Origin of the sequence: Micromonospora sp. DT233 (assembly GCF_049841815.1) — a bacterium.
In the GTDB taxonomy this organism is placed as follows: domain Bacteria; phylum Actinomycetota; class Actinomycetes; order Mycobacteriales; family Micromonosporaceae; genus Micromonospora.
In genome coordinates this window covers 93,207-119,524 of sequence record NZ_JBNCLB010000003.1, presented here as the reverse complement: position 1 = coordinate 119,524, position 26,318 = coordinate 93,207, and the positions used below count along the sequence as shown (strand labels likewise).

The following is a 26,318-nucleotide window of genomic DNA, read 5'->3' as shown; positions in this document are numbered from 1 at the left end:
TCAGCCCCGGCCGCCGTAGACGGTGCGCCCGGTCTCGTCGACGTCCTTGCCGAGCCGGCGGGTCAGGTGCAGCCCTTCGAGGACGAACTCGATGCCGGCCGCCGCCTGGGCCGGGGTCGGTGCGTCGCCCATCCCGAGCCGGTCGAGCGCCTTGGCCAGCCCCGGCACGGTGCCGACCTGACGCAGCAGCTCGGCCGAGGAGACCAGCTCGCCGGTCTCGATCACCTTGCCGTCGTCCACCAGCGCGGTGAAGCCGGAGGTGTCCAGCCCGGCCAGCCGGGCCCGGTACGTCTCGGCGGTGGCCGCCCGCAGCAGGTGGGCGAGGATCTCCACCTCGCGGCCGTCCTCGCCGCTTTCGAACTCGACCTTGCCGCGCAGCGTGGAGGTCACCGAGAGGGCGTCGCCCACCCGGGCCACGGGCTCCTCGAAGACCCCGTCGGGGCCGGCGGCCAGCAGCCCGGAGCGGCGCAGCGCGGCGGCGGCGACCGTCTCGGCGGCGGCGATGGCGAAGCGGGCGGAGACGCCGGAGCGCTGGTCCACCGAGGGCGACTCGCGCACCGCGCGGGCGAACCGGGCGAGCACCTCCAGCACGTGCTCCGGCACCTCGGCGACCGGCTCGGCCTCCTGCCGGATCAGCGCCAGCTCCAGCTCCAGCTCGATCGGGTAGTGGGTGTGCACCTCGGCGCCGAAGCGGTCCTTGAGCGGGGTGATGATCCGGCCCCGGTTGGTGTAGTCCTCCGGGTTGGCGCTGGCCACCAGGAAGAGGTCCAGCGGCAGCCGCAGCTGGTAGCCGCGGATCTGGATGTCGCGCTCCTCCAGCACGTTGAGCAGCGCCACCTGGATCCGCTCGGCCAGGTCGGGCAGCTCGTTGACGGCGAAGATGCCCCGGTTGGTGCGGGGCACCAGCCCGAAGTGGATCGTCTCGGGGTCGCCGAGGGTGCGCCCCTGGGCGACCCGGATCGGGTCGACGTCGCCGATCAGGTCGCCGACGCTGGTGTCCGGGGTGGCGAGCTTCTCGCCGTATCGCATGCTGCGGTGCAGCCAGGCCACCGGCAGGTCGTCGCCGGCTGCCTCGGCCTGGGCGCGGGAGGCCGGGGTGAGGGGGCGCATCGGGTGCTCGTTGAGCACCGAGCCGGCGATGACGGGCGTCCACTCGTCGAGCAGCCCCACCAGCGCCCGGATCAGCCGGGTCTTGCCCTGGCCGCGCTCGCCGAGCAGCACCATGTCGTGGCCGGCCAGGAGCGCCCGCTCGACCTCGGGCAGCACCGTGTCGTCGTACCCGACGATGCCGGGGAAGCGCTCCTCGCCCGCGCGCATCCGGGCGAGGAGGTTGTCGCGGAGCTCCTGTTTGACCGTGCGGTGTCGGTGCCCGGCCGCCCGGAGCGCGCCGAGGGTGGCGGGCAGGTCGGCGGGCGGGACCGGAACAACGTGGTTGGGCTCAGTCACCCGACCTACGCTAGCGCGGCCGGCACCGAGGCGGGGGATGCCGGCGGGTCGCCCGCCGGCCGGATCACCGGCGGGCGGGCGCCCCGCAGCCGCGCCCTACCCGCCGAAGCGGGCGCGGAGCAGCTTCGGCGCCGCCGCCAGGCCGGTTACCGGCCGGAACGCGCGGGCGGCGGCGGCCAGCGCCGCGTACTCGTCGGCGGCCAGATCGATGTCGGCGGCGGCGGCGTTGCGCTCCATCTGCTCGACCCCGGACGCGCCGGGGATGGCCACCACGTTCGGGTGCCGCAGCAGGTACGCCAGGGCGATCTGGCTGGGCGTGGCGTCGTGCGCGTCGGCGACCTCGCGCAGCGTGCCGATGAGCGCCGCGCCGCGCTCCAGGTTTACCGGCAGGAAGTACGGGTTGGCCCGGCGCACCGCCCCGCTCGGCGGGTTCTGCGCGTCGTAGCGGCCGGAGAGGAAGCCCTGGGCGAGCGGGCTGTAGGCGATGACGATCCGGCCGGCCTGCTCCGCGTACGGCAGCAGGTCGTCCTCCGGGGCGCGGTCGACCATGCTGTAGCGGACCTGGTTGCTCAGCACCCGCCGGCCCAGCGCGGCCTCGGCGAACCGCCAGCGGCGCAGGCCGTAGTTGCTCACCCCGACCTCGCCGACCAGGCCGACGTCCTGCAACGCGCGCATCCCGCGCATGGTGGTGGTGTCGGCGACCACGGGGTTGGCCTGGTGCACCTGGTACAGGTCGATGGTGCGCACGCCGAGCCGGGCCGCCGAGGCGACCGCCCGCTGCTGCACCACCGGGGCGATCGGCAGCACCGGGAGGATCTTGCTGGCCACCACGGCCTTCTCCCGCTGGTCGCCGAGGGCCGCGCCGAGGATCCGCTCGCTGCGGCCGAAGCCGTACAGCTCGGCGGTGTCGAAGAGGGTGACCCCGAGGTCGAGCGCCCGCCGGACGATGTCGGCGGCGCGGCGCTCGTAGTCGGGACCGTAGCCCCACTCCTTGGAGCCGAACTGCCAGGTACCGAGGCCGATCTTGGAGATGGGCTTGGGGGTGTCGAGATCAACGAAGCGCATTTTCCAACGCTACTCGCCCTCTTGTGCTTCCACGGGGTGTCATGCGGTTGCCGACGCCCGGCGGCCCCGCAGTGCTCGTCACATTCCTCTGCGGCGGTTCGTCGTACCCCCGGTGGCCACCACCCCCGGCGGCCGTGTGGACTCCGCCGCTTGGCTGGCGGCCCGATCCGTCGTGGCCGCCGGCCCCGGAGGGGTGGCAGTTCTGGGCTCAGGGGTAAGAGCGGGCCACTCGGTGAGCAAACCGGGTGACCCGGCATCCCGCCAGGCCGCCGAGGATGTTGTCGACGGTCAGTCTCGGTCGCCCACCCCTCCCCGTAGCCTCCGCTTGCTGCGTGATGATCTCCACGACCTGATCCGGGACGGCGTCCAGCAGGGCACAGAGGAAGTCATCCGGATGCAGTGCTTCGATGCCGTAAGGCGCGAGTGCGTCTTCGGGAAAGTCGCGGAGGTTCGCGGTGACGATTGCCTCCGCGTCTGCCGCTACAGCGGCGGCGAGCACATGGCGGTCCTTGGGATCGTTGCTCATCTGATTGATAAGTCGCTCGTACCCAGAGGCCAGCGCCTCCGGAAAATTTTCCCGCATGACGTCGATCCGACGCTCAGCCTTCGCGCCGCGAACCGAAGGCGGCAGGTTTCGGCGTACCTCGTCGAGAATCGTTTCAGACCAGACCGGGCGATACAGGTCCTGCTCGGCGCAACGCAGAAGGGTGTCCGCGAGGACGCTGGGTACGAGAACGCAGGCATCCAGCACGGCTACGATCATCGGTCGCCGCCACGCCCCGGCTGCTCGTCCGACAGTTCGCGCCCGCGCCGAATCGCCTCGTCGTAGACGCCCATGTCGATCGCGTCCCCAGTGAGCTCGTCCAACGCCTCGCGCCGGGCCCTCGAGCGCTGCTCCTTGTAGGACAACACGTCGTGCAGGGCAACGCGGCGACTCGAGTTTGGGCGGGTGTAGGGCAACGCACCGTCATTCATCAGCTTGACCACGGTCGGCCTCGTCACCCCGAGGATCGCGGCAGCCTCTCCGGTAGAGAGTTCGGTGTTCTCCTGCATCACCCGCACCGGTCGCCCGCGCCCCAAGATCGAAACCACCTCGGCCAGCGCTTCGCCCACCACGGGCGGCACGTCCACCGGCTCTGATCCATCGATGATCAGCTGCAATCGCCGCCCGCCGAGAAACCGTCCGGCAAAACGCCTGAGTTCCTCGCCGTCGGGTTCCACTCCGCCTGCGGGCAACACGGTCACAACATCACCCTCCGGACACCTCTAAGTTACCCATCGTACTCCCTGATACGAAAAAAACGATAGCAAGGACCAGGCAAAGCAGACCAGACGTTTGTCGCGCCGGCAAGGGACGTCAGCTGCTCGCCTCGGCCTTGAGCCCGCTCAGGAAGGTGGCCCAGGAGCGACCGTCGAAGGCGAGCGCCGGGCCGGTGCGGTCCTTCGTGTCGCGGACGCCCACCGAGCCATCGACGAACCGCACCTCGACGCAGGCCGCGTTGTTGGCGCTGCGGGAAGACTTGAACCAGCCACGATCGGGGGTGAGGCGAGGGGCCATCACGTCATCTCCTTGGCGATCCGCCGGATCAGCACCAGCGACTCCGCCGAGCTTAACGCCCGCTCCCGCGCCTCGGCGAAGGTCATGGTGTAGTCCGCGACCCGGCTGGACTGGTCGATGATGTCGCTGGAGGTGAGCACCTCCTGCCAGACCAGCTCGGGCAGCCGGGGCGACGGAAACGACAGGATCTGGAACGGACTGCCGAGCGCGGGGTGCGCCCCGGCGGAAAACGGCATCACCCGGAGCTCGATCTGCTCCGGGCGCTCGGTCAACAGCCGGTCGAGGTGGTCGAGCTGGGCGCGCATCACCTCCGGACCGCCCACCTGCTGCCGCAGCGCGCCCTCGGTGATCACGGCAGTCAGGCGCAGCGGGTGGTCACCGTCGAGCCGCCGCTGCCGCGCCAGCCGCACCGCGACCCGCCGGTCCATCTCGGTCAGCCGGACGTAGGTGTTACCGCCCCGGATGACCGCGCGGGCGTACTCCTCGGTCTGCAACAGCCCGTCCACCAACTCGTTCTGATAGCTGCGGACGTGCTCGGCGCCCGCCTCGTAGCCGAGGAAGCGGAGGAAGTCGGCGGGGAAGAGCTGCGAGTACTGGTGCCACCAGGCCCGCTGCATGGCACCGACCCGCAGCTCCTCCAGCTCGCCAGCATCGGCAGAGTCGATCTCGTAGATCTTGACGAGCTGGGCCAGCCGGTCGGCGGGCAGCTTGACCCGCCCGGCCTCCACCCCCGAGATGTACGCCTGCGTGATGCCGCTGGCGCGGCCCGCCGCGACGGCCGTCATGCCCACCTCTTCGCGACGCTCGCGCAGCCGCATCCCGAGCTCCCACGCCTGCACGGTGGGCGACGCGGGCGGCGGTGTCGACCTACGGCGTGTCCTTGAAGCGCTCGATGCCATCTCAACTCCATTCGGTAGTTGTCGGTGCCACGTTGCTGACCATAGTCGAACGACACGCGAGTATATATCCTCTTGATATAAGCGTCGTGGTCGGCAATGCTGCTTCGTGAAGCCCTTCCAAGCAGCAGGAGGCGACATGTTCAACCAGGTCACCTGGATCTCCAAGGAACCGCAGGTACGGCACGCGTTCTCGCTCTGCCGGGTCGTCAACGCCGGCACCCCGGACGAGTGGTACGACCTGCTCGGCGTCATCCGGGTGCCGATCAACCGGCTGGCCCCGGACAAGCTGCGCGACCAGCTCCGGCCCTGGGCGCTGGCCACCCTGGCGGCCGGTGGATACAGCTTCGGCCGCTACACCGCGAGCTACTCGACTTTGGACGAGGAGGACGAGCCCTACAAGGCCTTCGTCAACGAGGTCATCGACTGGTCCGGCAGCACCGTCCTGGTCCCCGCAGAACAGCCGCTGGGCGGATGAGCCACGCTGCCGCCACCGGCACGCGGGGGCGTTTCGGCACGCCCCCAACCCCCGGCCGTCAGACCCGCTTGCCACCGATGTAGGCGATCACGAGTTGCTGCTGGGACCGTTCCATCCGGAAGTGCAGCCGGCCCGCACCCGGCGTGAGCCGCGCGTGCCACTCGAAGAGCCGCGACACGCCGTCGGTGTCGTTGAAGTAGCAGAGCGCTTTACGGCTCTCGCTCTCCGGCGTTACCTTGCTCCGCCAGTGCGGGGTCCCATCCTTGGTCGTTTCCCAGTCGGCGGTCGCCAACTCAAGCTCGGCCAGTCGCTCCTTGACCTGGTAGAGCCGCCCAGCGCTCACGTCGCCGCTTGGGCCCGCCTACTGACCACGTGGACGCCCCCCGCCGGGCGACGTTCTGGCACTGGCCCGCCGCACGACGGGCCGCCGGCGGAACCCATCCGCCGCCCTGCACGCGAAGTTCATCGCCGCCGACACGGAGGTGGCGCTGATCAGCAGCGCCAATCTCACCAACCGGGCCGCTGGTGCGGGTCTCCTGATCAGCCGAGGGCGGCCAGCAGGTTCTCCACGGCGGCGTCGGAGGCCCGGCGGACGCTCTCGGCCGTCGCCGCGCCCAGGTGCGGGGTGGGCACCACCCGGGGGTGGGCGAGCAGGGCCGACGGCTCCGGCGGCTCCCGGTCGAAGGCGTCCACCGAGTAGAGCGCGATCCGGCCGGCGTTCAGCTCCGCCAGCAGCGCTGCCTCGTCGACCAACGTCGACCGGGCGGTGTTGAGCAGCACCGCGTCGTCGCGGAGCAGGGCCAACTCGGCGGCCCCGAGCAGCGGCCCGGCCGGCGACGGCGGGACGTGCAGCGACACGATCTCGCTGCCGCGCAGCAGCTCCGCCAGCGGCAGCAGCGGCACGTCGCCGCCGTCGGTGACGAAGGGGTCGTGCGCCACGACCCGCATGCCCAGGCCGCGCGCCAGGCCGGCGAGCCGGCGGCCGATCGCCCCGAAACCGACCACCCCGAGGGTACGGCCGGCGGCCTCCCGGCCGACGCCGCGTTGCCACCGGCCGGCCCGCAGGGCGGCGCTGGCCTCGGGCAGGCCGCGCAGTCCCATCAGGGCCAGGGCGAGTGCGAGCTCGGCGACGCCCTGGGCGTTTGCGCCCCGGGCGGTGAGGACCTGCACGCCGGCCGCGTCGGCCGCCGTACCGTCGATGGCGTCGCGGCCGGCGCCGTTGCGGCTGATCACCTTAAGCGCGTCGGCGTGGGCGAGGATGCCCGCGTCGATCGTCTCGACGCCGGCGATCCAGCCGACGACGCCGGGCAGCGCGGCGGCGAGTTCCGCGGCGGTGGGCTGCCGCCCGGGGGCGGGGGTGACGACGTCCAGGCCGGCGGCCCGGAGCCGGTCGACGGCGGGCGAGCCCGGTGCCGACATCGACCGGGGGGTGACCAGGACCCGGGGCGCGCTCACGACCGCACCTCCTGCGGGCCGAGCAGGGTGATCAGGCGCGCGACCTCGGCCGCCATGGCGTCGCGGGCCGGCGCGACGTACTTGCGCGCGTCCAGCAGCTTGGGGTCGGCGGCGAGCCGCTCGCGCACCACGGCCGTGAAGACCTTGTTGAGGTGGGTGGCGATGTTGACCTTCGTCATCCCCCGGGTCACCACGGCCCGCAGGGTCGCGTCGTCGACGCCGGAGGAGCCGTGCAGCACCAGCGGCACCGGCACCGCCTCGGCGATCGCGGCGACCAGGTCCAGGTCGACCACCGCATCCCGGGAGGCCATCGCGTGCGAGGTGCCGACCGCGACGGCGAGGGAGTCGACGCCGGTCTCCGCGCAGAAGCGGCGGGCCTGGTCGGGGTCGGTGCGTACCCCGGGGGCGTGCACGCCGTCCTTGCCGCCGACCTCACCGAGCTCGGCCTCGACGGCGACGTCGTGGGCGTGGCAGTGCGCGACGACCCGGCGGGTGGTGGCCCGGTTCTCGTCGTCGGGCAGCCGGGAGCCGTCGTACATCACGGAGGTGAAGCCGAGCGCCACCGCCTGGTGGACCAGGTCGACGTCCTCGGCGTGGTCGAGGTGCAGCACCACGGGGACGGTGGCGGCCTCGGCGAGCGCCCGCGCGGCCAGCGCCAGGGGGCGCAGGCCGCCGTGGTAGCGCACGGCGTTCTCGCTGATCTGCAACACCAGTGGGGCGTGGGCCGCCTCCGCGCCGGCGATCAGCGCCTCGGCGTGTTCCAGCAGGGTGGCGTTGAACGCCCCCACGCCGTGCCGCGCGCTGCGGGCGGCGGCGAGGAGGGGGCGGGGATCGGCGAGGGGCACGGCGGTTCTCCTATGTCGTGGTGCGGGGCGGGTCGGTGGTCGCCGCCGCGTGGGCGCGGGTCGCCGCGCGGGCGGCGTCGAAGCGGGCGCGGGGCAGCGCGTAGGCGGCGGCGAGGTCCGGGCGCGGTTCGACGCGCAGCGCCGCGCGCCGGGCCGCGCCCAGGGGCGCGGTGTCGGCCCACGCCCCGGTGCCGAGCAGCGCGAGGGTCGCCGCGCCGAGCGCGGCGCCGTGCTGGGCGGCGTCCGGGCGGCTGATCGGCCGGCCGATCAGGTCGGCGAGGACCTGGAGCATCAGCTCACCCCGGGCCCCGCCGCCGATCGCGGTGAGTTCCGGGGCGGCGGGCACGGCGGCGAGCATCGACCGGGCCGCGTCGGCGAGGCTGAAGCCGATGCCCTCGATCAGGGCGCGGGCCAGGTGGCCGTGGGTGTGCCCGAGGTCCAGCCCGAGGTACGCGCCGCGCACGCCCGGCCCGCCCTCGGCGACGGTGCCGCCGGCGAGGGTGGGCACGCAGGTCAGCCCGTCCGCGCCGATGGGCACGGCGGCGGCGGAGTCGAGCAGGGCGTCGAGGTCGCCGTCGCGGCCGAGCACGCCGGCCAGCCAGCTCAGGCTGCTGCCGCCGCCGAAGGTCGACAGGCCCGAGATGTAGAGGCCGGGCAGGACGTGGTCGAAGACGAACGGCCGCCCGACCGGGTCGAGCACCGGGTCGGCGGCGGCCACCGTGACCCAGTTCGAGGAGCCCAGCGAGAGGTACGCGCCACCGGCGTGGTCGAGGCCCGCCCCGAGCGCCATGCACGAGTTGTCCACCCCGCCGGCGACCACGGGGGTCCCGGCGGGCAGCCCGGTGGCGGTCGCGGCGTCGGCGGTGAGTCGGCCGACGACCTCGGCGGCGGGCACCACGGTGGGCCACCACCGCGCCGGCAACCCGAGGGCGCTCAGCACGTCGGGCAGCATCCGCCGGGTACGCAGGTCGTAGGCGCCGCTGCCGGAGGCGTAGCTGGGGTCGGTGCGCTGCACGCCGGTGAGCCGGGCGTTGATCCAGTCCTTGCTGCCGAGGATCGCGGTGGTGCGGGCGGCCACGTCGGGGTGCGCGGCGCGCAGCCAGGCGGCCTTGAAGACGGTGTACATGCCGCGGGGGAAGCCGTTGCCGGTGCGCGCGTACCAGTCCGTCTCGTCGGCGTCGGTGAAGTACGCCGCCGCCGCGTCCTCGCCCCGGGTGTCCGACCAGATCGGCACCGAGTCCAGCAGGGACGTGCCGGCGTCGTCGACCGGGACCATCGCCAGGCTGTGCCCGGAGAGCCCGACGGCGACGACCCGGTGCCGGCCGGCGTCGGCGGCCAGCAGTTCCCGGGAGGACTCGACGACCGCCGTCCACCAGTGCGCGGGGCGCTGCTCGTGCCGCCCGGGGGCCGGGTAGGTCGTGGGATAGGGGGCGAACGCGGTGCCGACGACCTGGGCGGTCAGGTCGACCAGGGCGGCCTTGCAGCCGCCGGTGCCCAGGTCGAAGGCGAGTGCGACGTCGCTCATCGGCCCGCCCCGTCGCCGGTGCCGCCCTGGTGGGGCGTTGCGGTACGCATCTGCGCGAGCTGGCTCTTCATCTCCCGTACGTCGTGCAGCGCGGGCTCGCCCCGGCGCAGCAGGACCATGGTGGCGATGGTGTCGATGACGACGAGCTGGGCCAGCCGGGAGATCGTCGGGGTGTAGACGTCGGTGTTGTCGAGGGATTCGACGATCAGCGCGATGTGGCTCAGCTCGGCCAGCGGCGACGGGCCGCCGGTCATGCCGATCACGGTCGCCCCCCGCTCCCGGGCGAGCCGGACGGTGTCCAGGATCGACGCGGTGCGGCCGGTGTTCGAGATGGCCACCAGGACCGTCTGCGGGGTGCTGGTCGCCGCGGCGATGAACTGCTGGTGGGTGTCGATCGGCGCGGAGCACGGCACCCCGAGCAGCGGGAACTTCTGCTCCGCGTCCATGGCCACGATCCCGGAGGCGCCGAGGCCGATGAAGACGACCCGCCCGGCGGCGGTGATGGCCTCCACCGTGCGGTCCAGGGCATGCGGGTCGAGGTGGCGTCGCACGTGGTCCAGCGAGGTGATCGAGAAGTCGAAGACCTTGCTGACCAGGGTGGCCGTGCCGTCCTGGGCCTCGATCACGGACTGGGTGGCGGGGATGCCGAGCGCGACGCTCTGGGCGAGCTGGATGCGGAAGTCGTGGAACCCGTCGCAGCCGATCGCGTTGGCGAACCGGACGATGGTCGGCTGGCTGACCCCGACCGCCTCGGCGAGCTCGGCCAGCGTCATCCGGACCACCCCGTGCGGGTCGGCGAGGACGACGTCGGCGACCTTGCGTTCGGAGCGCCGCAGCGTCTCCAGGCCCTGGTTGATGCGTTCCAGCACCGTGCCGGCGTTCATCGGGTGGCCTCGAGGTGGCAGGTGCCGGCGTGGCGGGGCACCCGCACCGCGACGCCCCGGCGGGCGGCGGCGGTCAGGTCGAAGGTGGCCGGGTCGGCGGTGTTGAAGTCAAACATGCCCCAATGATGTGGCACCAGGGTGGGGATGCCGGCTGCCGCACAGAGCTCGACGGCCTCGGCGAAGTCGAAGTTGCCGGGCACCCCGTGGGCGAGCCGGTGGGTGTCGCGGCCGTTGACCGGCAGCAGCGCCACGTCGACGGCGAGGGCGGCGAGCCGTTCGGCCTGCCCGGCGAAGGGCACGCAGTCGCCGGAGTGGTAGACCCGGGTCCCGGCGGCCTCGACGACGTAGCCGAGGAAGTGGTCGTCGCCGCGGTCGTCGCGGCGGCGTTCCTCGTGGGCGGCGGGGAGCGCGGTGACGGTGAACGGGCCGTAGGAGATCCGGTCGCCGGCGGCGAGGCCGTCCACCCGGGACCGGTCGGCGGCGCTGCGGCGCAGCGCCTCGGCGAGGACGGCGCGGGGGCAGGCCAGCCGCAGTTGCGGCTGGGCGGCCAGCAGCGGGACCAGGGTGTCCGGGTCCATGTGGTCGGTGTGCGCGTGCGTGCAGAGCACCGCCCGCAGCGGCGGCAGCCCGGCCGGGGTCACCGGCGGCGGCAGGAGCCGGACGTGCGGGAACGTCGTGCCGGCGTACTTGTGGGCCAGCGAGTCCGACAGGTACGGGTCGACCAGCAGGTGCGCCGCGTCGTCGCCGTCGCCGACGGTGAGCTGGAACCCGGCCTGCCCGAGCCACCGCGCCCGCAGTGTCATCGCACCTCCTGGGCCGCGTCGTAGAGCCGCTCGAAGCCGGGGCCTTCGGTGGGGATGCCGAGGTCGAACACCGCGTCGATCGCCCGGGTCCAGCCGTGGACGAAGTACCGCCAGCCGTCGGCGACGGTCAGCGCGTCGGCCTCGGCGCGGCCCCGCGCCTGGCGCAGGAAGTCCAGCTCGCCCCGGTAGTTGAACTCCCAGGCGTACCCGCCGTGCGGGAAGGTGGCGTCGTCGCTCAGCGGCGAGCCGGGGCGGTCCTTGCCCATGCCGGTGGCGTTGACCACGAGCGCGCCGGGGGCCAGCGCCGCGACGAGGGCGTCGTGCGTCTCGCCGGGGGCCAACCGGTGGGTCTGCCAGGTGATCGCCGGGTTGCCGGTGGCGACCTCGGCGGCGAGGGCGTCGAGTCGCCGGTCGGCGATGTCGGTGACGACGACCCGGCCGGGCGCGTCGTCGCCGGCCCGGTGGGCGAAGTAGTCGCAGAGCGCGAGCGCGGCCCCGCCGGCCCCCATGACCAGCACGTCCCGGCCGGCGGTGTCGGGGACGATGGAGCGCAGGGCCAGCCGGCTGGTGACGGTGTCCAGGGCCAGACCGTCGATCCAGCCGTCCCGGGCCACCAGCGCGCTGACCTCGCGCAGCCGCCCGGCGTCGTCGTTGACCCGCCGCAGCAGGTCGCGGCTCGCGGCGTAGAGGTCGAGCTTGTGGGTGGTGACCAGGGCGCCCCGGGAGAGCGGGTCGTCACGCAGGTGCGCGACGACCCGCCGGTAGGCGGCCGGGTCGGCGCCGACGGGCACGTCGATGCCGACGAGGTCGACCTCGGTCAGGTCGAGCAGGGGACGCCAGGCCGCGAAGACCCGGTGGATCGCCGAGGACGCGGTGCTGACGCCGACGAAGTAGAGGGTGGGTCGGGCGGCCGGGCGCAGGTCGTCGGGGGTCACGCCGTCGCCTCCCCGGCCTGGGCGACCAGCCGGACGGCGTACGCGGTGTTGATGCCGAACCGGGTGGCCCCGGCGGCGCGCAGGGCGTGGAGCTGCTCCAGGGAGCGGATGCCGCCGGAGGCCTTGATCTCCCGGTGCGGCCCGGCGACCTCCCGGATGGCTCGGACGTGCTCGGGGGTGGTCGGCCGGGGCTGCCAGCCGGTGCCGGTCTTCAGCGAGGCGGCTCCGGCGTCGACGGCGGCCCGCGCCGCGGCGCGGAGCTGGTCCTCGTCGAGCAGGCCGACCTCGAGGATGACCTTGACGGGCACCCGCCCGTCGACGGCGGCCAGCACTGCGGCGACGTCGCGGGTGGCGGCGGCCAGCTCGCCGGAGCGGACCAGCCCGACGTTCATCACCACGTCCATCTCCTGCACGCCCGCGTCGAGCAGCCAGCGCGCCTCGGCGACCTTGACGCCGGTGGCGGTGCCGCCGGAGGGGAAGCCGACCGGGGAGCCGGCGTTGGTCTGCGAGCCGTCGAGCAGCGGGCGCAGCACGGGCAGCCAGGAGGGGAGCACGTGGGCGGCGACGAAGTCACCGCGTCGGGCGTGGCCGGCCAGCTCCTCGACGTCGGCGCGGCCGTGCTGGGCCTGCACGGCGCTGATGTCGATCATGCGGGCCAGCGCGTGGCCGGTGAGCTCAACGGGGGACATAGCTTCGGTTCTCCTCAAGCCGCCAGCCGTCGCCGTCGGCGACGGCCCGGTGCCGCATCCCGCCGGAGCGGGCGATGATGCCGTAGTCCTGGCCGGCGTCGGCCGGGTAGCAGAAGAGCGTGACCAGGTCGGTGTCGCCCAGGTTCACGCTGCGGTGGATGTGCACCGGCGGGACGTACGCGACGACGCCGGGGCGCAGCTCGGTCACGACGGTGCGCCCGTCGAGGGTCTCCATCAGCATCAGGCCGTGCCCGGCGAGGCAGTGGTAGATCTCCGTGCGGTCGTGCTGGGCGTGGATGTGCCCCCGGGTCAGGTGGAACTCCGTGCCGACCCGGCCGGGGGTCAGCGTGGAGATCCCGGTGATCAGGTCGCCGGCCCGGGTCGACGGGCGGAACTCGTCGACGTGGTAGATCACCCGGTCGGCTTCGGTCTCGAGGCGGGCGGCGAACGCGGCCTCGTCGGCGAAGAGCCCGCCGAGGTCGGCCAGCCTCTTCTCGTAGCGGCCGGTGCGGCCGAGCATCTCCCCGGGGGAGATGACCAGGCTCGGTCCCTGCTGCGGTGTGGTCACCGTGGCTCCTCCTGCTTGCGGTGCCGCAGACCGCGCGGCGCACCTCTCGACTTCGTTTGTAGCAAACTTACAGGAAGAAGTCACCCCCGCCGCCTGCCCGGCCGGGCGGTTCGTAGTGAAACAGTCCTCAATTCGCCCGATTGGTGTAATGAGCCGGGGTGCTATAACCGATATACACCGACAAGACGGACCAACCGGGGTAGCAAGGCTACTTACCTCCACCTCCTTAAGTAACGTTCGGGAAACCTCCCGTTGACAAGTGGGACGTCAAATGTAGTGTTGCTCCATCGGGTGTGCCCCAGGTCATTGACTGCCGGGACCACCGCGAACGCTCGAGGGCTGCTCCGCCGGTGCCCACGGGCCATGGCCCCCTCCGGCGGAGCACCGAGAACGCGCCGGAACGTCGCACCCACCACCCCCTGGAGGAAAGATGTCCAACCGGACACGCGGCAAGACGCTCGTCCGTGGCGTCGCCGCACTGCTGGCCGTCACCCTGGCCACCACCGCCTGCGGCTCCGACGACTCGGGCAGCACCGAGCCGGCCGACCCGATCGCCGGGCGACCCGTTCCCACCGACCAGGCGCCGGACTCCGAGGTCAAGATCGCCATGATCGGCTTCGCCAACAACCCGTACTGGGTCTCGGTGAAGGCCGGTGCCGACTACGCCGACCGGGTGCTGGGCTCGCGCAAGGGCAAGGTGGACTGGATCGTCGCGGGCGAGAACATCGACGTGCAGACGGTCTCCAGCGCCATCCGCGCCGCAGACGCGCAGGGCTACAAGGGCGTCGGGTTCTTCATCGCCGGCGAGGGCAACTGCGCCGACATCAAGAGCCTCTCCGCCAAGGGCATCAAGATGGGCGCGTACAACACGCTCTTCGACTGCGTCGGCAGCTCGGGCGGCACGATCAACTACGCCCAGGAGCAGTACAAGGCCGGGCAGACCGCCGCGCAGGAGATGATCAAGGCCGCCGGTGACAAGGCCGGCAAGGTCGGCATCATCGTCAGCCAGTTCACCGCCCCCGGCTCCGAGCAGCGCCGGCAGGGCTTCGTCGACGGCCTCAAGGGCTCCAAGCTGACCCCGGTCAACCAGGGCGTCGAGGCCAAGGACTCCGCGTCCAACACCTTCGCGGCGGCGCAGAACTTCCTCCAGTCCAGCGCCGACCTGGTCGGCATCTACGCCACCGCAGGCGGCCCGTTCGGCGCGGCCCAGGCCGTCGCCGCCGCCAACAAGCAGGATGCCGTCAAGGTCATCGGCTTCGACATCACCACCGAGAACATCGCGGCCATCAAGGACGGCTCGATGTACGGCGTGATCGGCCAGGACGCCTTCGGCCAGGGCTACAACGTCGCGATCGAACTGTTCAACGCGGCGGCGACCGGCCAGCAGCCCGCCGAGGTGAAGCAGGAGGCGATCGCCCCCTTCGTCACCAAGGAGAACCTGGCGGAGCACGACCCCTCGGTGAAGCCGCTCGGCGCCCCGGGCGCCTCCTGACCGGAAGAAGCCACTCCCCATGGAACCGACTACCCATGGCGACGACGTCAGGCCGGCGGCCCTCGCGGCCGCCGGGCTGACGAAGTCGTTCGGCGCCGTCAAGGCGCTACGCGATGTCTCGCTGGTCTTCCCGGCGGGCCAGGTCACCGGACTCCTCGGGGAGAACGGCGCCGGCAAGTCCACCCTGATCCGCCTCTGCTCCGGTCAGATGCGCCCCGACTCGGGCCGGCTCACCCTCGACGGCGTGGAGGTCTCCTTCGGCAGCCCGCTGGAGGCGATCGCCGCCGGTGTCGTGGTGGTGAACCAGGAGCCGCTGCTGATCAGCGAGCTGACCATCGCCGACAACCTCTTCCTCTACGACCTCGGCGAGCGGTCCGGGTTCTCCCGGGCCCGACGCGGGGCGAACGTCCAACGGGCCCGGGAACTGCTCGACCGGCTGGAGATGGCCGACTACCTGCCCGACCCGTCGACGCTCTGCCGCGAACTGTCGGCGGCGTCCCGGCAGATGGTCGACATCGTCCGGGCGCTCTCCCGCCAGCCGAAGGTCCTCTTCCTCGACGAGCCGAACTCCAGCCTCACCCACGAGGAGTCCGAGCGGCTCTTCGCGGTGATGGCCCGCCTACGCGACGAGGGCGTCGCGGTCGTGCTGGTCAGCCACCGGCTGGCCGAGGTCTACTCGATCGTCGACAACGTCATCGTGCTGCGCGACGGCACCTTCGTCGCCGCCGGCACGCCCAAGGAGATCGACCAGCGCCGGGCCGTCGCGTTGATGGCCGGCGAGCGGAAGCGGGCGGTCGTGGCGGAGGTCATGGCCGACCGGGCCGGGGCGATCGCACAGGCCGAGGTGGCGCTGGAACTGCGCGGGCTGACCGGCGAGGGCTTCAGCGACGTCAGCTTCGCGGTCCGCCGCGGCGAGATCGTCGGGATGTCCGGGCTGGTCGGCGCGGGTCGTACCGAGATCGCCGAGGGCGTGATCGGGCTGCGCCGGGCGACCGGCGGCACCGTCAGCGTCGCCGGCCGGCCCGTGCGCATCGGCGGGCCCGGCGCGGCCCAGCGGTTGGGGCTGGCCTACGTCGCCGAGGAACGCCGCACCGAGGTCTTCCACTCCCAGAGCGTCGGCTACAACCTCACCGTCCGGGTGCTCTCCGGCCTCGGCCGGCTCGGCTGGGTCTCCCCCCGCCGCACCACCGCCAAGGCGCGCGAGCTGACCGCACGCTTCGGCGTGAAGGCCGCCTCCACCGAAGCGCCCATCACCTCGCTCTCCGGCGGCAACCAACAGAAGGTCCTGCTCGCGCGGGCGCTGGCGGCCCAGCCGAAGGTGCTGATCCTCGACGAGCCCACCCGGGGCGTCGACGTCGGCACCAAGGCCGAGATCTACGCGACGCTGCGGGCGCTGGCCCACGACGAGGGCCTGGCCGTCTGGTTCATCTCCTCCGAGCTCGAAGAGATCATCGAGCTGGCCGACCGCGTCGTCGTCGTCCGTGGTGGACGCGTGACCCTCGACGCCCCGAACAACGCCGGACCCCAGCCCATCGTCGCCGCGGCCATGGGCACGACCGAAGGATCAGCATGAGTGCCACTCTCGCCCCACCAAGGCAGGAGCGCTCCTGGAAGAGCGGCGCCCTGTCACTCGTCAAGCGCCAGGAAACCGGGCTGCTCGGCGTGATCCTCGTGCTGGCGTTGATCGTCAGCGTGGCGAACGAGAACTTCCTGCGTAAGGACAACCTCTACAACGTCCTGCAGACCGTGGTCGTCGTCGGCATCATCGCCGTCGGGCAGACCTTCGTCCTGATCGCTAAGGAGATCGACCTCTCGGTCGGCTCGGTGCTGGCCCTCTCGGCGGTCACCGCCGGCTCGGTCTACGGCAGCGGGGCCAACCCGTGGTTGGCGGCGGCCGCCGGCATCGGCGTCGGCGCGCTGGCCGGCTTCGCCGTCGGCACCGTCGTGGTGCTCGGCCGGGTCAGCTCGTTCATCGTGACCCTCGGCATGCTCTCCATCGCCCGCGGCCTGACCCAGCTCATCACCGGCGGGCTGCCGCAGGCGATGCCGAGCGAGCTCTCCTTCATCGGCCAGGGCCGGGTCTTCGGCGGCATCCCGGTCAGCGTCATCATCTTCCTGGTGCTGGTCGTGCTCGGTCAGCTCCTGCTCACCCGCACCGTCTTCGGCCTGCGGGTCACCGCCATCGGTGACAACGACGCCGCCGCCCGCACCGGGGGCATCCCGGTGGCCTGGACCCGGGTGCTCACCTTCGTCCTGATCGGCACCCTCGCCGGCTTCGCCGGGATCGTCTTCTCGACCCAGGTCGGGGTGGCCGAGGCCCAGGCCGGCATGGGCTACGAACTGGACGTCATCGCGGCGGCCGTGATCGGCGGCGCCAGCCTCTCCGGCGGCCGGGGCTCGATCGTCGGCGCTTTCCTCGGCGCCTGCCTGCTGGGCGTGCTGCGCAACGCGTTCATCCTGCTGGCGCTGTCGCCGTTCCTCCAGCAGCTCAGCATCGGTCTGGTCATCGTCCTGGCGGCGGTGTTCGACCAGTGGCGCCAGGGCAACCTGGGCCACCTGCACCCGCGCAACCTGGGCCAGAAGTTCGCCCGCCGCAAGGCCTGACCTCCGCCCCCCGCGAAAGGACCGCACCATGAAGCCTCAACCCTTCCGCCTCCACGACCAACGGGTCGTCCGCGCGTTCGTCGAGGCCCGTCGGGGGCACACCGCGACGGAACCCCGACTGAAGTTCGGCTGGAGCAACTGGGGATTCGGCACCGAGGAGCTGGCCGCGACCGCGGCCCGGCTGGAGAAGAACGACGTGCGCCACATCGAGCTGCACGGCAACCTCTACTCCCCCGACCTCGGCTACCGGCCCGAGGAGACGCTGCGGGTGCTCGGCGACCACGGCATCACCGTCTCCGGGGTCTGCGGCATGGTCACCCCCGACCAGGAGTTCGCCCACAACCTGCCGCACGTCCGGGCCCGGGCGATCGAGTACTTCCGCCGGCAGGCGACCTTCACCCAGGCCGTCGGCGGCTCGTACCTGCTCTTCGGCGCCGGCTCGGTCGGCCGGCCCACGGTGCAGGACTCCTACGAGTTGGAGCGCTCCGCGCGTACCATGCGCCTGGTGGCCGACGACTTCGCCGCCGCCGGCATCCGGGGCGCGGTGGAGCCGATCCGGCCCGAGGAGACCAGCGTGGTGCACACCTTCGACGAGGCGCTGCGGCTGCTCGACCTGGTGGACCACCCGGCGATCGCGCACATCAACGGCGATCTCTACCACATGCTCAGCGGCGAGCGGCACATCGGCACCACGATCCTCGACCACGGCCACCGCATGATCAACCTGCACCTGGCGGACAGCAACCGGCGCGCCCTCGGCCACGGCCTGCTCGACCTCGACGTGGTGCTGATGGCCCTCTACGCCATCGGCTTCCAGCGCGGCGAGAACTACTGCTCGGCGGAGCCGCTGGGCGCCGGCGGCAACCCGTACGCGGCGATGAACCTGCCGCCGCAGCCCGAGCGGCTCGACGAGTTGGTGCGCGACACCGTGCGGACCTTCCGCGAGCGCGAGGACGAGATCCTGGGCGCCAGCGACGAGGAGCTCTACGCCCTCTACCAGATCGACTCCGAGTAGTCCGATGCCGGCGTTCACGCTGCACGTGGTCTGCCCCAACCCGGCCCTGGACCGACTCCAGGTGGTCGAGGAGTTCCGGCCGTTCGAGGTCAACCGGGTCGTCGAGGTCCGCAGCCTGGCCGGGGGCAAGGGCCTGATCGTCTGCCGGGGGGCCCGGCGGCTCGGCGCGACCGTCGCGGCGTACGGCTTCGTCGGCGGCGGCGTCGGCCAGGTGATCCGCGACGGTTGCGGCGAGCTCGGCGTGCGCGACCGGCACGTCGGCATCGCCGGCGAGACCCGGGTGACGCCGGTGGTGATCGACCGGAGCACCGGCCGGTCGACGGTGCTCAACGAGCGCGGGCCGCAGGTCACGGCCGACGAGCAGGAGCAACTGCTCGCCGGGCTCGACGCGGCGGTGGCCCCGGGGGACGTGGTGGTCGCCACCGGCAGCCTGCCCCCCGGGTGCGCCACCGACCTGCACGCCCGGGTCGCCCGGCTGGCGCTGGCCCGGGGGGCCACGGCGCTGGTCGACGCGCACGGCGAGCCCCTGGCCCGGGTCGTCGAGGACGCCGCGACCGCCCGGCCGGCGGGGCGGCTCGTGGTCAAGCCCAACGCCGAGGAACTGGCCGGCATCCTGGGCCGGCCGCTGCCGGACCGGGCCGCCACCACCGCAGCCGTACGCGAGCTGCACGCCCGCACCGGGGCCACCTTCGTGGTGACCCTCGGCACCGACGGGGCGGTCTGGGCCGACGGCGTCGCCGAGCTGGCGGTGGACGCCCCGGCGGTGCGGACGGTCAACGCCACCGGCTCCGGCGACTCGTTCCTGGCCGGCCTCGCGGTCGCCCTGGGCCGGGGCGAGGAGCCGGCGGCGGCCCTGACGCTGGCCTCGGCGATGGGCGCGGCCAACGCCGCCTCGCTCGACCCGGACGTCGACCCGGCGCTGGTCGAGCGGCTGCGTGGCACGGTGACGGTGACCGGAGGGACGATCGGCGGATGAGCCAGTTCATCGGCGTCGACATCGGCACCACCCGGACGAAGGTCGGCTGCTACGACACCGACGCCGGCCGGCTGGTGGCGCTGCGGCACGCCCCCACCGTCGTCGACCCCGACCCGTGGGGCGGGCGACGCGACGCCGACCGGCTCGCGGCGGCGGTCGGCGACCTGCTGGCCGACCTGCTGGCCGACCCGGCGGTACGCGCGGACGACCTCGCCGGGGTCAGCGTCGGCTCGGTCGGCGAGGAGGTCGTGCTCCTCTCCCTCGCCGGGGCGGTCACCGCCCCGGTGCTGGCCTGGTTCGCCGAGCACGGCCGGCAGGCCAGGGCCGCCCTGGGCGGCGCGAGCGGCTGGGCCGACGTCGACGAGACGTTCTCCGTGTTCAAGCTGCGCTGGCTGGCCGAGCACCTGCCCGACGAACTGGCGGCGGCGCGCACCTTCACCTCGCTGGCCGACTTCGTCGCCCGGGACCTGCTGGCCGACGCGGGCGCCCCGGTGTTCCTGAACGTCTCGCACGCCTCGCGTACCGGGCTGCTCGACATCCGCGCGGGCGCGCTGCGCACCGACGCGCTGCCGGAGCTGGGCCTGACCTCGCTGGCGCTGCCCGACCTGGTGGCCAGCGCCACCGTGGTCGGTCGCGCCTCGGGCGACGGGGCGCTGCCGGCCGGGGTGCCCGTGGTCGCCGGGGGCCACGACCACATGTGCGGCGCCTTCGGCACCGGCGTGCGCGCGGTCGGCGACGTGTACGTCTCGGTGGGCACCTCCGAGGCGCAGGTGCTGCTGGTCGACGAGCTGCCCGACGCGGTCGGGCCGGGCCTGGACACGGGGATCTTCGTGGCCGGCGGCCTGCGCTTCGTGCACCGCGCCACCCCCGCCGGCCGGTACTACCAGGCCTGGCACGACCTGCTCTACCCCGGCGTCGGTGACGCGACGCTCTGGGCGGAGCTGGCCCACGTCGTCGACGAGGTCGACCCGGCGGTGGTCGAGGCCGACCTGCGCCGCGTCCGGCTCGCCGCCCTGCCCATGGACGTCACCCGCGCCCACGCGATGGCCAGCCTGCTCAAGGGGCTCGCGGTGGAGGCCGAGGCGACCACCGGGCGGCTGGGCCGCCTCACCGGCGTCGAGATCACCGACGTGACCGTCGGCGGGGTGGCCGCCGGCTGGCCGACGTGGCGTCGGCTGCGCCAGGACGCCACCGGCCGCAGACTCAGTTTCGTGGACGAGCCCGAGGCGACCGTCCTCGGCGTCGCCGTCCTCGCCCAGCTCGGGGTCACCGGCCGGGCCGACGTCCCGGTGCGCCTGACCACCGCCGAACCCTCCGGAGGACACCATGAACACGCCTGACCTGCTGCGCGCGCACCGCCTGGTGCCGGTCGTCGTCCTCGACGACGCCGCGTCCGCCGAGCCGCTGGCCGAGGCGCTGGCCACCGGCGGGCTGCCGATCGCGGAGGTCACCTTCCGCACCCCGGCGGCGGCCGAGGCGATCGCCCGGATGGCCGCCCACGGCGGCGTCACGGTCGGCGCGGGCACGGTCACCAGCACCGAGCAGGTGGACGCGGCGGTCCGCGCCGGCGCCCGCTTCGTCGTGTCGCCGGGCTTCAGCGCGGCCGTGGTACGACGCTGCCAGGAGCACGGCATCTTCGTGCTGCCCGGCGTGAGCACCGCGACGGAGGTCATGACGGCCCTCGACGCGGGGGTGGACGTGCTCAAGTTCTTCCCCGCCGGCAGCTCCGGCGGCGCCCCGGCGGTCGCCGCCCTCTCCGCGCCGTTCGCCCAGGTCTCCTTCGTGCCGACCGGCGGCATCGACGCCGAGGCGGCCGGCGACTACCTGGCGCTGCCGTCGGTCCTGGCCGTGGGCGGGAGCTGGATGGTGCCCCGAGCGGCGATCAAGGCTGGCGAGTTCGACCGGGTCACCGAGCTGGTGGCGGCGAGCGTGGCGGCCGTCGCCCGCTGAGCCCGACCGGCTCCCGCCGCCTGCGCCGACGCGGCGCTAGGGTCGACACCGTGACCTACCTTGCCGCCGACGGGCGCTACCAGACCATGACGTACCGCCGGGCCGGGCGCAGCGGGCTGCGACTGCCGGCCGTCTCGCTCGGGCTGTGGCACAACTTCGGCCCGGACCGGCCCTTCGAGCGGCAACGCGACATCGTCCGGCGGGCCTTCGACCTCGGGATCACGCACTTCGACCTGGCGAACAACTACGGCCCGCCGCCCGGCGCGGCCGAGGAGGCGTTCGGCCGGCTGCTCGCCGGCGACCTACGGCCGTACCGGGACGAGCTGGTCGTCTCCAGCAAGGCCGGCTACGACATGTGGCCCGGCCCGTACGGCGAATGGGGCTCCCGAAAATACCTGATCTCGTCGCTGGACCAGTCGCTGCGCCGCCTCGGCCTGGAGTACGTCGACGTCTTCTACTCCCACCGGTTCGACCCGGACACCCCGCTGGAGGAGACGATGGGCGCGCTCGACGCCGTCGTCCGCGCCGGCAAGGCGCTCTACGTCGGCGTCTCCAACTACGACTCCGCGCAGACCGAGCGGGCCGCCGCCATCCTGCGCGACCTGGGCACGCCGCTGCTGATCAACCAGCCGGCGTACTCGATGCTCAACCGCTGGACCGAGCGCGACGGCCTGCTCGACACCCTGGAGCGGGTCGGCGCGGGCTGCATCGCCTACAGCCCGCTCGCCCAAGGGCTGCTCACCGACCGCTACCTGGGCGGCATCCCGGCGGACTCCCGGGTGCGCACCAGCGTCTTCCTGAACGAGAACGACCTCGACGAGAAGAAGATGGCCACCGTACGGGCGCTCGGGGCAATCGCCGCGCGGCGCGGCCAGTCCCTGGCCCAGCTGGCGCTCGCCTGGGCGCTGCGCGACCCCCGGATGACCAGCCTGATCATCGGGGCGAGCAGCGTCGCGCAGTTGGCGGCGAACGTCGCGGCCCTGGACACGCTCGACTTCACCGCCGAGGAGTTGGCCGAGATCGACGGCCACCTCGCCGACTGACGGTCGATTCACCCTCCGGCGGGCCTGGCGGCGCGGTTCGCGTAGGTCCAGATGTTCTGGATCATCGCCGAATTGTGGGTGTGGGCCGGCCGCTCGGTGAACAGCAGGTGCTCGAGCTCCGGCGACGGCCCCTGCTCCGCCAGCAGCCAGGCCCGCACCCGCCAGCCCCCGGCCCCGAGGATCTCCCCTCGATCGGCCCGCGCGAGGAGCGTCTCGCGGTCCAACAACAGCAGCAGATCCACCATGGTTTCGTCCAGCCGTCGCCGCGCCTGCGCCGACACCTCGGCGGCGGTGGCCTCGTCGGTGATCCGCCACTGGTCTCCGCCGGAGAGGGTGGTGAAGCCGATGCGGTGTCTCCAGAGGGCGTACACCGATCGGGGTTCCTCGGCGGCGGGCAGCCGGTAGCGCTGTCGCGCGTGTTCCCACGCAGGTGCCAGCACCAGGCCCACGTTCAGGTAGAAGAGCGTCTCCGCCCTGGTGGTGTGCTCGGACAGCTGGATCTCGACGACGAGCGCGTCACCCGCCGGGGAGTACCGGCGAAAGACGCGGCCTTTTCCCTGCGCGAAGCCGTACCCGGCCAACTGTTCCCGCAGGCCCCTGACGAAGCCGTTGAACGACATTTGCAGGGACACGGGTGAGTCCTTTCCGCCGACGCGGACGGCGACGGCGACGGCGACGGCGACGGCGAGACCTACGCGTCGGCGAAGACGGCCCAAACGCGGCGCGCGACCTCCGCACCGTGGATGCCGTGCTCCGCGAGGACCCCGGCGCGACCCTCCACACTGGTCACCCGGCTCAGGAGCGGCAGCAGCCGACCTGCAGCCGGCCGGTATTCGTCGTCGGGCGCGTGGATCGAGGCCCCCATGCCGAAGGGATCGCACTCGTAGAGCACGAGGGCCAGCGCGGCCAAGCGCCGCTGATAGGCCGACTTCATCGACACACCCTACTCAGCATGGAAGATCGGAGGTCTTGCGACCGAGCCGCCACGCGATCTCGCCCCCGGCGCAGTCGCCCTTCCGACACTCGGCGGCCCGCCCGTTGGACCACCCACGGTGGAAATATCCTCGGTGCCCCGTCAGCCCGGACCGCAAAGGAGTGCCTCATGCCGCAGCTCGCTCGACGTGCCCTGTCGGCCGTCGCCGTCACCGGTCTACTCGCCACGGCGGCCGGCGTCGCCGCCGCCCCGGCCGCCGCCGCTCCAGCCGCCCCGACGGGCACTCCGCCCGCGACGCCGTGCGTGGTCGAGACCCTGCCGGAGCCGGCGGGCATGTACCGGGCGGACGCATTGAACACCGATCCCACCGGCCGCTTCGTCATCGGCAGCGCCCTGCGGGTCACCGACCAGGGCACCGAGAACTTCATCCTGCGCTGGGACCGAGGAGAGCTGACCACCATCCCCGCGCCGACCGGGGAGAGCGCCTACGACGTCAACGCCCACGGCGTGATCGTCGGCAACCGGCAGGTCGACGGCACCAGCCAGCCTTGGGTCTACCGCAACGGCACCTTCGTCCGCCTGCCGGAGCCCGCGAACGCGCAGCAGACCTTCGTCTCGGCCATCAACCGGGCGGGCGACATCGTCGGGTACGCCTACGACGACGACACCGGCGAGGCCTCCGCGCTGCAGTGGCCGGCCGCCCGCCCGGGGACGGTCGTGAAGCTGCGCAGCACCCCGCCCGACGTCCTGGCGATGGACATCACCCGCAACGGCACCATCGTGGGCTTCACCAGGGAGGAAGAGACGGCGCCCCGGACGAGCTGGGTGCGGTGGCCCGGTGGCCGGTACGCCGCGCTGACCGTGCCGAATGCCGAATGGGCGCAGGTCGTGGCGGCCCAGGGCCGGTGGGCGGTCGGCGCGGCCAGCCTGATCGACGGTGACATCGTCGCCGTGCGGTGGAACCTGGGCACCGGCGGTTACACCAGGCTCCACCCGAACGCGCTGGGGGCCGCCGACATCAACTCGCGGGGGACGGCCATCGCCGGCCACTGGCTGATCCGTGGCAACACCTTCCGGGAGCTGCCGATGCCCGACGGCACGCGGACCGCCGCCGGTCGGGCGATCGCCAACGACGGCAGCATCGTGGGCTTCAGCAACACCAACGGCCGGGTGGCGGCGGTGCGCTGGACCGGCTGCTGACCGAATCGGCCGCGCCCCGTCAACGAGCCGTAGATATCGGGCCCGGCACCGTCAAAACCCCGTAGCGGGCGGTGCCGGGCCGTCCGCACCGGCGGCACCATCGAGTCATGGATGTTTCGCGGGTGCGGCGACGTAGGCCGCCCAACAAGCCGGTCTTCCCTGTCCCCCGGCCAGCGGCGCGCAGGTGGGCCCGATGACGCTCGGGCAGCTCCTCCCGTCGCTGCGCCCGTCGCTCTCGACCCAGCTCAGCGCCGACGTCTGGCCGGTGACCGCCCGGCGCGGCGAAGACGGCGACCTGCTGGTGGGCGGGGTCGGGCTGACCGCCCTGGCCGCCTCGCACGGCACCCCCAGCTACGTCGTCGACTCCGCCGACGTGCGGCTGCGCTGCCGGGAGTACGTGACGGCGTTCGGGCCGGGCAACGTCGCGTACACGGCCAAGGCGCTGTTGAGCTGCGGTGTCGCACGCTGGGTCGCCGAGGAGGGCCTGAGCCTCTACGCCGGCTCGGCGGGTGAGCTGCGGGTCGCGCGGGCGGCGGGCTTCTCGGGCGAGCAGATCGTCCTGTACGGCAGCGCGAAGACCCCTGAAGACCTAACCGCCGCGTACACCGGCGGGGTCGCCGCGATCGTCGCGGAGTCGCTCGGGGAGATCACCCGGCTGGCCGCGACCGCACCGCGTGGCCAGCGGGTGCTGCTGCGGGTCATCGCCGGCCCCGGGCCCGGCGTCGGGCTCGACAGCCGGTTCGGGCTGCGGATCGACACCGGCGAGGCGGAGACCGCCGTCGCCAGGATCGCGGCCCAGTCGGGGCTCACGCTGGTCGGACTCGACTGCTCCGTGGGCCACCAGGAGAACCGCTTCGGGGTGTACGAGGAGGAGCTGCGCCGGATCGTCGACTTCCTCGCCGCGATGCGCGACCGGCACGGCACCGAGCTGACCCGGCTGAACCTCGGCGGTGGACACGCCGTCGCGTACGCCGGGGGTGATCTCGGTTTCGCGCTCGCTGCCTTCGCCAACCGGATGCGGGGGGTGCTGCGCCTGCGGGCGGAGCAGCACCGCATCCCGGTGCCCCGGCTGACGGTCTCCCCCGGCCGGGCGCTCGTGTCCCGGGCCGGCGTGACGCTTTACCGGGTGCTCTCCACGGCGCACGGCCCCGACGGGCGTCGCCTGGTCGCCGTCGACGGCGGCATGACCGACTGCCCGCCCGCCGCGCTCTGCGGTGGTCACCACAGCGTGGCGCTCGTCGGGCGGACCAGCCGCGCCCAGCTCCAGCCGACGACGGTCGTCGGGCGGCACAACGAGGTCGACGACGTGGTGTCCCCAAGCGTCGACCTCCCCGCCGACGTGCACCCCGGCGACCTGCTCGCGGTCGCCGGCACCGGCGCGTACCACCACTGTCGGGCGTCCAACTACCACCTGGTCGGGCGGCCGGCGCTGCTCTCCGTGCAGGACGGACAGCTCGCCACGCTGGTCCGCCGCGAGTCGATCGCGGACCTACTCGCCCGCGACCTCGATCTCCCGCCGGACGCCGACGCCGTCCCGGCGACCGCTGTCCCCGCAACCGCCGGGCGGGGGATGGCCCGTGCCTGAGCCGGGCAGCCCCGCCGAGGCCGCCGGGGCCACAGCGACCGAAGGGACCGCAGGCTTTCCCGTCGAGGCGCCGGAGCGGCTGCACGAGGCCCTCGTCTGCGTACGGCTGGCCGCCGCGACGCCGGGCATCCGGCTGTTGGACTTCCTCCGGTCGGAGCCCTGCGCGGTGGGGGCCTGGTGGATCGCGACCGACCTCGACGCGGTGGTGCGGCTGGCGTCGCCGAGCCGGCCGGCGCTCAACCGGGCGGTGGCCGACCTGCGGCGGCGCGGCGGGGCCGAGGTGGTCGCCGTGCACACCATCCTCCGCGCCCTCGACCTGCCCGGCGTCCGGTGAGCTCTTCGTGGGCAAGGGCGGGCCGGCATGCCGGCCCG

General features: G+C 73.2%; 29 protein-coding genes and 1 pseudogene. 13 read left to right on the top strand and 17 right to left on the bottom strand.

Going from position 1 to position 26,318, the window contains the following annotated elements; all coding sequences use genetic code 11:
• The 6 genes from ACLQ2V_RS08545 to ACLQ2V_RS08520 form a co-directional block, all read right to left on the bottom strand.
• The gene (locus ACLQ2V_RS08545; RefSeq protein WP_425717849.1) at positions 1-1,446 is read right to left on the bottom strand and encodes a magnesium chelatase; all 1,446 of its coding nucleotides are present in this window, start codon (positions 1,444-1,446) and stop codon (positions 1-3) included.
• A gap of 96 nt (positions 1,447-1,542) precedes the next feature.
• Complete coding sequence (locus ACLQ2V_RS08540; RefSeq protein WP_425717848.1) at positions 1,543-2,511, bottom strand: aldo/keto reductase; 969 nt, start codon at positions 2,509-2,511, stop codon at positions 1,543-1,545.
• 208 nt (positions 2,512-2,719) lie between these two features.
• Positions 2,720-3,274 carry a PIN domain-containing protein gene (locus tag ACLQ2V_RS08535; RefSeq protein WP_425717847.1) on the bottom strand — a complete coding sequence of 185 codons (555 nt, stop codon included), beginning with the start codon at positions 3,272-3,274 and terminating at the stop codon, positions 2,720-2,722.
• Complete coding sequence (locus ACLQ2V_RS08530; RefSeq protein WP_425717846.1) at positions 3,271-3,756, bottom strand: helix-turn-helix domain-containing protein; 486 nt, start codon at positions 3,754-3,756, stop codon at positions 3,271-3,273. Before ACLQ2V_RS08530 ends, ACLQ2V_RS08535 begins: the two co-directional genes overlap by 4 nt.
• Positions 3,757-3,868: 112 nt before the next feature.
• Positions 3,869-4,069, bottom strand: a complete 201-nt coding sequence (locus ACLQ2V_RS08525) for a DUF397 domain-containing protein (RefSeq protein WP_425718313.1) — start codon at positions 4,067-4,069, stop codon at positions 3,869-3,871.
• On the bottom strand, positions 4,069-4,887 hold the full coding sequence (locus tag ACLQ2V_RS08520; RefSeq protein ID WP_425717845.1) for a helix-turn-helix domain-containing protein: 819 nt from the start codon (positions 4,885-4,887) through the stop codon (positions 4,069-4,071). Before ACLQ2V_RS08520 ends, ACLQ2V_RS08525 begins: the two co-directional genes overlap by 1 nt.
• Positions 4,888-5,104: 217 nt before the next feature.
• On the opposite strand from ACLQ2V_RS08520, the gene ACLQ2V_RS08515 reads away from it, so the two are divergent.
• Complete coding sequence (locus ACLQ2V_RS08515) at positions 5,105-5,443, top strand: hypothetical protein (protein WP_425717844.1); 339 nt, start codon at positions 5,105-5,107, stop codon at positions 5,441-5,443.
• Positions 5,444-5,501: 58 nt separating this feature from the next.
• Here the strand turns inward: ACLQ2V_RS08515 and ACLQ2V_RS08510 are convergent, their stop codons facing one another.
• Positions 5,502-5,786, bottom strand: coding sequence for a hypothetical protein (locus tag ACLQ2V_RS08510; RefSeq protein WP_425717843.1), 285 nt, complete (start codon positions 5,784-5,786; stop codon positions 5,502-5,504).
• A 55-nt stretch (positions 5,787-5,841) separates the two neighbouring features.
• Between ACLQ2V_RS08510 and ACLQ2V_RS08505 the strand changes: the two are divergent.
• A pseudogene (locus tag ACLQ2V_RS08505) lies at positions 5,842-5,955 on the top strand (hypothetical protein); the annotation flags it as partial.
• A gap of 28 nt (positions 5,956-5,983) precedes the next feature.
• Here ACLQ2V_RS08505 and ACLQ2V_RS08500 read toward each other — a convergent pair.
• Genes ACLQ2V_RS08500 through ACLQ2V_RS08465 form a run of 8 tightly spaced genes read right to left on the bottom strand, consistent with a single transcriptional unit; the run spans position 5,984 to position 13,147 of the window.
• Positions 5,984-6,898: an NAD(P)-dependent oxidoreductase gene (locus ACLQ2V_RS08500; RefSeq protein WP_425717842.1), complete on the bottom strand. Its 915-nt coding sequence runs from the start codon at positions 6,896-6,898 to the stop codon at positions 5,984-5,986.
• The gene (locus ACLQ2V_RS08495; protein WP_425717841.1) at positions 6,895-7,743 is read right to left on the bottom strand and encodes a class II fructose-bisphosphate aldolase; all 849 of its coding nucleotides are present in this window, start codon (positions 7,741-7,743) and stop codon (positions 6,895-6,897) included. The genes ACLQ2V_RS08500 and ACLQ2V_RS08495 overlap by 4 nt, the downstream gene beginning before the upstream one ends.
• A 10-nt stretch (positions 7,744-7,753) precedes the next feature.
• Positions 7,754-9,268, bottom strand: coding sequence for a xylulokinase (locus ACLQ2V_RS08490; protein WP_425717840.1), 1,515 nt, complete (start codon positions 9,266-9,268; stop codon positions 7,754-7,756).
• Entirely contained in the window at positions 9,265-10,152 is an 888-nt protein-coding gene (locus ACLQ2V_RS08485; protein ID WP_425717839.1) for a MurR/RpiR family transcriptional regulator, read from the bottom strand. The genes ACLQ2V_RS08490 and ACLQ2V_RS08485 overlap by 4 nt, the downstream gene beginning before the upstream one ends.
• Positions 10,149-10,955 carry an MBL fold metallo-hydrolase gene (locus ACLQ2V_RS08480; protein ID WP_425717838.1) on the bottom strand — a complete coding sequence of 269 codons (807 nt, stop codon included), beginning with the start codon at positions 10,953-10,955 and terminating at the stop codon, positions 10,149-10,151. Before ACLQ2V_RS08480 ends, ACLQ2V_RS08485 begins: the two co-directional genes overlap by 4 nt.
• Positions 10,952-11,890: a hypothetical protein gene (locus ACLQ2V_RS08475; RefSeq protein ID WP_425717837.1), complete on the bottom strand. Its 939-nt coding sequence runs from the start codon at positions 11,888-11,890 to the stop codon at positions 10,952-10,954. The genes ACLQ2V_RS08480 and ACLQ2V_RS08475 overlap by 4 nt, the downstream gene beginning before the upstream one ends.
• Positions 11,887-12,579 carry a deoxyribose-phosphate aldolase gene (deoC, locus tag ACLQ2V_RS08470; RefSeq protein ID WP_425717836.1) on the bottom strand — a complete coding sequence of 231 codons (693 nt, stop codon included), beginning with the start codon at positions 12,577-12,579 and terminating at the stop codon, positions 11,887-11,889. The genes ACLQ2V_RS08475 and deoC overlap by 4 nt, the downstream gene beginning before the upstream one ends.
• Entirely contained in the window at positions 12,566-13,147 is a 582-nt protein-coding gene (locus tag ACLQ2V_RS08465; RefSeq protein WP_425717835.1) for a glucose-6-phosphate isomerase family protein, read from the bottom strand. Before ACLQ2V_RS08465 ends, deoC begins: the two co-directional genes overlap by 14 nt.
• A 430-nt stretch (positions 13,148-13,577) precedes the next feature.
• On the opposite strand from ACLQ2V_RS08465, the gene ACLQ2V_RS08460 reads away from it, so the two are divergent.
• The 8 genes from ACLQ2V_RS08460 to mgrA are packed head-to-tail and all read left to right on the top strand — an operon-like array spanning position 13,578 to position 22,227.
• Positions 13,578-14,639 (top strand): sugar ABC transporter substrate-binding protein, encoded by a 1,062-nt coding sequence (locus ACLQ2V_RS08460; protein ID WP_425717834.1) that lies wholly within the window; start codon positions 13,578-13,580, stop codon positions 14,637-14,639.
• Positions 14,640-14,658: 19 nt separating this feature from the next.
• The gene (locus ACLQ2V_RS08455; protein ID WP_425717833.1) at positions 14,659-16,212 is read left to right on the top strand and encodes a sugar ABC transporter ATP-binding protein; all 1,554 of its coding nucleotides are present in this window, start codon (positions 14,659-14,661) and stop codon (positions 16,210-16,212) included.
• Positions 16,209-17,243 (top strand): ABC transporter permease, encoded by a 1,035-nt coding sequence (locus ACLQ2V_RS08450; protein WP_425717832.1) that lies wholly within the window; start codon positions 16,209-16,211, stop codon positions 17,241-17,243. The genes ACLQ2V_RS08455 and ACLQ2V_RS08450 overlap by 4 nt, the downstream gene beginning before the upstream one ends.
• Positions 17,244-17,271: 28 nt before the next feature.
• Positions 17,272-18,258, top strand: a complete 987-nt coding sequence (locus ACLQ2V_RS08445; RefSeq protein ID WP_425717831.1) for a sugar phosphate isomerase/epimerase family protein — start codon at positions 17,272-17,274, stop codon at positions 18,256-18,258.
• Positions 18,259-18,262: 4 nt separating this feature from the next.
• Positions 18,263-19,234 (top strand): 1-phosphofructokinase family hexose kinase, encoded by a 972-nt coding sequence (locus ACLQ2V_RS08440; protein WP_425717830.1) that lies wholly within the window; start codon positions 18,263-18,265, stop codon positions 19,232-19,234.
• Entirely contained in the window at positions 19,231-20,574 is a 1,344-nt protein-coding gene (locus tag ACLQ2V_RS08435; RefSeq protein ID WP_425717829.1) for an FGGY-family carbohydrate kinase, read from the top strand. Before ACLQ2V_RS08440 ends, ACLQ2V_RS08435 begins: the two co-directional genes overlap by 4 nt.
• The gene (locus ACLQ2V_RS08430) at positions 20,561-21,184 is read left to right on the top strand and encodes a bifunctional 4-hydroxy-2-oxoglutarate aldolase/2-dehydro-3-deoxy-phosphogluconate aldolase (protein ID WP_425717828.1); all 624 of its coding nucleotides are present in this window, start codon (positions 20,561-20,563) and stop codon (positions 21,182-21,184) included. The genes ACLQ2V_RS08435 and ACLQ2V_RS08430 overlap by 14 nt, the downstream gene beginning before the upstream one ends.
• Before the next feature lie 50 nt (positions 21,185-21,234).
• Positions 21,235-22,227, top strand: a complete 993-nt coding sequence (mgrA, locus tag ACLQ2V_RS08425; RefSeq protein ID WP_425717827.1) for an L-glyceraldehyde 3-phosphate reductase — start codon at positions 21,235-21,237, stop codon at positions 22,225-22,227.
• Positions 22,228-22,235: 8 nt separating this feature from the next.
• Here the strand turns inward: mgrA and ACLQ2V_RS08420 are convergent, their stop codons facing one another.
• Entirely contained in the window at positions 22,236-22,859 is a 624-nt protein-coding gene (locus ACLQ2V_RS08420) for a DUF4304 domain-containing protein (RefSeq protein ID WP_425717826.1), read from the bottom strand.
• Positions 22,860-22,918: 59 nt separating this feature from the next.
• Complete coding sequence (locus ACLQ2V_RS08415) at positions 22,919-23,161, bottom strand: hypothetical protein (RefSeq protein ID WP_425717825.1); 243 nt, start codon at positions 23,159-23,161, stop codon at positions 22,919-22,921.
• A 168-nt stretch (positions 23,162-23,329) separates the two neighbouring features.
• Between ACLQ2V_RS08415 and ACLQ2V_RS08410 the strand changes: the two genes are divergently transcribed.
• The 3 genes from ACLQ2V_RS08410 (at position 23,330) to ACLQ2V_RS08400 (ending at position 26,280) form a co-directional block, all read left to right on the top strand.
• A complete protein-coding gene (locus ACLQ2V_RS08410; protein ID WP_425717824.1) occupies positions 23,330-24,361 on the top strand; it encodes a hypothetical protein in 1,032 nt (343 codons plus the stop codon).
• 193 nt (positions 24,362-24,554) lie between these two features.
• Positions 24,555-25,946 carry a diaminopimelate decarboxylase family protein gene (locus tag ACLQ2V_RS08405; protein ID WP_425717823.1) on the top strand — a complete coding sequence of 464 codons (1,392 nt, stop codon included), beginning with the start codon at positions 24,555-24,557 and terminating at the stop codon, positions 25,944-25,946.
• Positions 25,939-26,280 (top strand): hypothetical protein, encoded by a 342-nt coding sequence (locus ACLQ2V_RS08400; protein WP_425717822.1) that lies wholly within the window; start codon positions 25,939-25,941, stop codon positions 26,278-26,280. The genes ACLQ2V_RS08405 and ACLQ2V_RS08400 overlap by 8 nt, the downstream gene beginning before the upstream one ends.
• Positions 26,281-26,318: the final 38 nt, after the last annotated feature.